The sequence below is a fragment of the uncultured Cetobacterium sp. genome (genome assembly GCF_947039425.1).
GTDB lineage: Bacteria > Fusobacteriota > Fusobacteriia > Fusobacteriales > Fusobacteriaceae > Cetobacterium_A.
This window is the reverse complement of sequence record NZ_CAMQYW010000112.1, coordinates 1-5,887: the sequence shown is the minus strand read 5'-3', so window position 1 is coordinate 5,887 and position 5,887 is coordinate 1. Positions and strand designations below refer to the sequence as shown.

Sequence of the window (5,887 nt, the reverse complement as noted above, 5' to 3'; positions counted from 1 at the left end):
AATAAATATTGATTATTATATTTTCTTAAAATATACTTTAAAATTCTAAAATATTCTCGAATATATTCCTCTGGTATAGGTTTGTTTTGAAATCTAGATTTTATTTCTGTTCCTTCATTAAATGCTTTTAATAAAAAATTTAATTTATTTAATAAATTATCCATACTTTTTAAGAAGCCTTCTTATAGACCTTCTCATTTGAGCTTGTACACTTTCTTTATCATACCAATCTATTGTCATACTTTTTCTAATAGTATTTGTTAGCTCTTTTGTTATTTGTACAAGAATTTTATCTCCTAACATCTCTTTAACCTTTTCATCACGTGTTAAAGCATCATAAAAGGCCACCTCATCCTCAGTTAGTCCCAATGAATTTCCCTCAACATGTGTTTGCATAAAGTCTTTAGCCATTTTCATAAGTTCTTCCATAATCTCTAAACTTGTTAAAGCCTTATTCCTATATCAATTCATAGCTTTTTCAAGTCTTTCTGAAAATTTCTCAGATATTACTAAATTTTTTCTACTTGAATACTTAATCTTACCTTCTATTAATTTCTTTAACATCTCAATAGCTAAGTTTTTATATTTTATCTTATCAACCTCTTTTAAAAATTCATCTGATAAAATTGATATATCTGGATTATCAAGACCTAATACTGAATAAATATCTATAACATCCTCTGATATAATAGTTTTTGCCATAAGAGATGCTATTCTCTCATTTATCTGGCTTTGAGTTAACTTTTTAGGATCACTTTTATCCTCTGTTTCCAACTTTATAATACTAGCTTTAACTGCTTTAAAATAGCTTATTTCATCATTTAAAGCCTGTCCATGAGGTGTTGTTATGCAAAGTGAATGAGCCTTAGCCAGAGCTAAAACATTATCAATAAATCTTTTTTTAGTTCCAGGTTCATCTTTTTCCAGTCCTAAAATATAATCCATTCCCTCTATAATAACTCTTGCTCTATCTAAAGCACTACTACTTTTATATTTTGAATAATCAAAGTGATGGAATATCTCCTTTACAATTTCATAATGTTCAATCATAAGAGCAACAGCTTTTTCTGTATCTACCCCTGTTGTCTTTTGATCATTTGGTGTATATTGTTTTAAAGCTTTTTTAAGTGCCTCTCCTGTTCCAATATAATCTATAACTAAGCCACCTGTTTTATCTTTATATACTCTATTTACCCTTGCAATAGCTTGCATTAAGTTATGCCCTACCATAGGTTTATCAATATATTAGTATGCATTGAAGGAACATCAAAGCCTGTTAACCACATATCACGAACTATTACAATCTCTAATTCGTCACTGTCATCTTTCATTCTATTAGCCAGTTCTTCTCTTTCCTGTTTTGTAGTAAAGTGTTGCTTAAACTCCATAGGGTCTTTACTAATATCACTTGTCATGATAACTTTTATTTTACCTTTAGCTTTATCTTCACTGTGCCACTCTGGTCTTAAACTTACAATTTCATTATATAATTCTACACATATTTTACGAGACATAGCTACTATCATACATTTCCCAAAGGAATTATTTCTTCTCATCTCCCAGTGCTCTATAAAATCCTCTGCTAAAGTTCTTATTCTATTTTTAGAACCAATAATAGCTTCCATTTTTGTAATATCTTTTTTAGTTGATTCAACTGTTGTTTCCTCTTGTCCTTCCATAATCTCACTAAACTCACTGTCAAGTTCAGATAAAATAGGATATGGAATATCTAACTTTATAAATCTATTTTCATAGTAAATCTTAACAGTTGCTCCATCTTCCACAGCTCTTGTCATATCATAAGTATCTATATAATCACCAAATACAGCTGTTGTAGATTTATCATCAAAATCTATTGGAGTACCTGTAAATCCAATATAATTAGCATTGGGAAGTGCATCACGAATATGCTTTGCATAACCATATTTACTGTTTCCCTCTAAATCCATTTTAGCATCTAACCCATACTGAGACCTATGAGCTTCATCAGCTATAATATAAATATCATTTCTAGTTGATATAGCCTCTACAATCTCTCCTTGTTTAGGTGCAAATTTTTGTATTGTAGAAAATATAATTCCACCACTACTTACATTTAGTAACTCTTTTAATTTTTCCTTATCCTCTGCTTGTTTTGGAGTTTCAACAAGATAGTTTTGAGCCTTGGAAAAAGTTCCAAAAAGTTGATTGTCTAAATCATTTCTATCTATTAAAACTATAACTGTTGGATTGTTAAATTTTTTCATAAGAAGACCAGTATAAAATGTCATAGTTAAAGATTTTCCACTACCTTGAGTATGCCAAACAACACCAATTTTTCCATCATTATTACAAGCAACTTCTGTTTTTTCAAGAGCTTTTTTTATGGCAAAAATTGGTGATACTGAGCTAGTCTCTTTATTTTTTCATTTTTACTTTGAAGAAATAGTATATACTCTTGAGTTAATTCTAATACTCTTTCTCTAGATAACATTCCACGAGTTAAAACTTCCATCATTAAAGATTTTGTATCAGCTATTGTAACTCCGTCAATATTTCTAAAACTCATAAATCTTTCCTCATTTGATGATATAGTTCCAGCTTTAGCATTTACTCCATCACTTATAACAATAAAAGAGTTGTATTTAAAAAGATCTGGAATCTCATACTTATATCTTTCAATTTGTGTATAAGCCTCTTTTATTCCAACACTGTCGTTACTTAAAGATTTTAACTCTATTACAACAAGAGGAATTCCATTTATAAAAAGGATAATATCTGGTCTACGTTTAAATTTTCCTACTATTGTAAACTGCTTCTCTTAAATTTTCCTCTAGTACTACTATTTGGTAGTCATCTCTATCTAATTTTCTATCATCTATACACTTCTACCCTAAAGATTCTAATATTTCAAGATAGGCTTCTTCTAATTGGTCTTCTATAAAATTCATCTGTCCCCCTAGTTTTAAATTAAGTTAAACTCTTTTAAAAAATTATTCATATTTGAAGCAACATCCTTATGTTTTTTTATTCCAATATAACTTTCATCATATGAATTCCAGGTTTTTATTTCATCTTGTGTAAATGTTTCAATATATTTACTAAAACTTTCTTCACACTCTTCTGAAAATCTGTTAGCTATAGCTTTTTTTTCATCATCTGTAAAATCTTTAGATTCTAAAGTTAAAATATGTTCTAAGTTTTCATTCATAAATATTACATTAAAAGGAATATTCTTAGTTGCAGACCCTTTTCCCAAACTTATATCTTTAATTTTAAATAAAGTATCTAAACAATTTCTCTTATTTAAATGATGTCTTTTTTCATCAAAAAAACATCTATCAGTATCTGTTATATAAATTACCTTTAACAGGTCACGCTGTTTTAACAAAGGCTCTTTTTTTATATATTGATCAATTAATTTTGTTATCTCTGATTTTACATTTCCAGATGTTATTTGAAACCTTTCTGTTTCACTTATAAATCTTGTTAAAATATCTCCATGCATAACCTTAACATTTATTTTTAATCTCTTTTTCATCATCTCTTCAAATAAAGGAATAATTAAAGCTGTTTCATCACTTGGACCCTCTACAATAGCTAAAATTATAGTTCCCATTATTTTTCACCTATATCCCTTAATACTTTTTCAATTTTAGATTCATTTATTATTAAAGGGGTTACATTATCCTCTGTCCAAGTGTATTGAGATCTTAAATATTTTAATCTCAAATTTGTTGTATGGGATATTTTCCCCTTAAAATAAGTATAAATAACCTTTTCTATAGTATTTCCCTTTGAATCCTCTTCTGATACTGTTGTTGATAAAATAATTGAATTTCTATCTAATTTTTCCATAGGAAGTAGATTGTGAGATGTAAAAACTAACTGTCCTTTTATGCGTGATGAAAGTTTTGACAAAATAAAAGCTAGTAAGTATTCAAATACATGAACATCTAGTTCATCAATAATTAAACTTGAATATTCATTTTTTAAAATTTGAATAATTGCTGAAAGTATAGAAAACAGTTTTATTGTCCCTGTAGATTCTTTAAAAATATCTATTTTATTTCCATTTCTTTCAATATAAATATTAACAGCATACTTAGTTCCTATATCACTTTCTAATTTAATTTCACCTTCACAAATAACTTTTACACCTGGAATAAATAAAGGAAAAAGTTTATTAATATTTTCAACTGCTTTTTTTATCTCTTCATATATGTTTTCAAAATATAGATTTTCTCTTTTATCCAAATATATACATTTATTCTCACTATATATTGGAATAGCATAAGTCATATTACATATTGCTTGATCTTTTAATGTTATTATATTTATACTTTTTAAAGCCATTGATAATATTTTCCAATTAATCATAATATTATTTAAAATATTATCTTCCATATTACCTTCTATTAGTCTAGAGTATTCATTTTCTAAAATAAAAAAGAAACTTTTAAACTCATTCATCTTCTTTATTAAAGATTGAAAACTTGTATTATTTTTTTTAAATAGATTTTTTTGAAAATATCCAAATTGATCTTTTTTACTTTTTTCAATAAAAATCTTAGGTAAAAAACCATCAGAAGTATTCTCCACTGTAAATAGATTTTTATATTTTTGTCTTGGTTTATTCTCTTTATATTCCATATATTCTTTAAGAACAACTACTTCATTTAATTCTTTCCTCTCAAAAATAACTCCTATTTTAAATATAATATCCTCATATTGAAGTTCCATTGAAAGTTCGGCCTTTTCCTCACCTTTTTTTATAATATCTGAAAGACTATCATCTTTTATTGAATAATCAGAGTGTGTGTCTCCCATTCCAAAAAAAGATTTTAATAAACTTATTCCCTCAATTATAGTTGTTTTTCCACTTCCATTAGGTCCGTAAATTCCAGATATATTTGATTTAAAATCAACTGTGGAATCTGATATGTTTTTAAAATTAATCATTCTAATTGAATTTATCATTTTAACACCTCATTTCTTAAATTTATAACTTAATAATACCATAACAAATAAAAAAAAACACTTTTTTTGTTAAAAAAGAATTTTTTTAAGTCTATATTTACATTTTTATCAATATATCTTTAGCATCTTTTATTAAGCTTAGTATATATTCTAATCCATCTAAATTTCTAACAGTTAATTCATAATCTCCATTTCCCCAATGGCCTATTTTTGCAACATTTTTTGCCATTTTTTTAGAATCATCTAAAACTCCATCTTTTGCATTTATCCATATTTTAAACATATCCTTTTGAAGTTTAAAATCTACTAAGTTTTTCCTATTAAGTTTAAATGCTATATAAAGTTTTTTAGGTTCTATCTCTATTTCTGGAATCATTTCTTCTATTTTTTCTTTATAGATATTAAAATATTCTACAATATTTCTATTTGAATTTTTAAAATGGTCTTCTAAAGTATATTTTTTTATCTCTTTAGTTACACTCCCAATTTCTGTATTTGCATTTGAAATAGTTTTTATACTTTCTACTGTTTTTCTTGCTTTTATAGATTCAAAAGATATAAGACTATTTTCATATTTCTTTATTTCATAAAGCTCTATGGGTAAATCTTTAAAATTTAAACTATCTCTTTGATACTTTGTGAAGCTCTGAGAAATAAAAATAATTTTAGTTTGACTCCAATCTACTTCATTTCTTTTTAAAGTTTCATTCATTTTCTCGTTATATTCAAGAATAATTTCAGCTTTATTATTTAAAATAGTTGATAAATAAGAGTACCCCTGCTCTATTACACTATAGCTACTTCCTCTTTTATATTCTATAACCACAAAAGATTTATTTTCCTTATCAAAAGCTAAAGTATCTATTCTATACTCCTCTATTGTAAATTCAGTTTTAACAAATTCTAACCCTAATAGACTTTCTAAATT

Annotated in this window: 5 protein-coding genes and 2 pseudogenes; all 7 read right to left on the bottom strand. The window is 26.3% G+C overall.

The annotated features are described in order from the left end of the window. Positions 1–156: 156 nt before the first annotated feature. Positions 157–1,212: pseudogene (locus tag Q0V09_RS06840) on the bottom strand (type I restriction enzyme endonuclease domain-containing protein). Between the two features lie 11 nt (positions 1,213–1,223). After that, on the bottom strand, positions 1,224–2,366 hold the full coding sequence (locus Q0V09_RS06835) for an HsdR family type I site-specific deoxyribonuclease (RefSeq protein ID WP_297487869.1): 1,143 nt from the start codon (positions 2,364–2,366) through the stop codon (positions 1,224–1,226). Continuing rightward, on the bottom strand, positions 2,363–2,548 hold the full coding sequence (locus Q0V09_RS06830; RefSeq protein WP_297487867.1) for a hypothetical protein: 186 nt from the start codon (positions 2,546–2,548) through the stop codon (positions 2,363–2,365). Before Q0V09_RS06830 ends, Q0V09_RS06835 begins: the two co-directional genes overlap by 4 nt. 18 nt (positions 2,549–2,566) lie before the next feature. Continuing rightward, a pseudogene (locus tag Q0V09_RS10795) lies at positions 2,567–2,785 on the bottom strand (type I restriction endonuclease); the annotation flags it as partial. 159 nt (positions 2,786–2,944) lie between these two features. Next, the gene (locus Q0V09_RS06825; protein WP_297405970.1) at positions 2,945–3,598 is read right to left on the bottom strand and encodes a hypothetical protein; all 654 of its coding nucleotides are present in this window, start codon (positions 3,596–3,598) and stop codon (positions 2,945–2,947) included. Beyond that, a complete protein-coding gene (locus Q0V09_RS06820; protein WP_297487865.1) occupies positions 3,598–4,959 on the bottom strand; it encodes an AAA family ATPase in 1,362 nt (453 codons plus the stop codon). Before Q0V09_RS06820 ends, Q0V09_RS06825 begins: the two co-directional genes overlap by 1 nt. 97 nt (positions 4,960–5,056) lie before the next feature. Next, positions 5,057–5,887 (bottom strand): DUF5655 domain-containing protein (locus Q0V09_RS06815; RefSeq protein ID WP_297487863.1); only part of this gene is annotated, 831 nt, incomplete at its 5' end.

What these genes read in the sequence shown, in the direction of transcription:
- Q0V09_RS06830 (WP_297487867.1), bottom strand. Translation starts at nt 2,548, where the DNA reads ATGAGTTTTAGAAATATTGACGGAGTTACAATAGCTGATACAAAATCT.
- Q0V09_RS06825 (WP_297405970.1), bottom strand. Translation starts at nt 3,598, where the DNA reads ATGGGAACTATAATTTTAGCTATTGTAGAGGGTCCAAGTGATGAAACA.
- Q0V09_RS06820 (WP_297487865.1), bottom strand. Translation starts at nt 4,959, where the DNA reads ATGATAAATTCAATTAGAATGATTAATTTTAAAAACATATCAGATTCC.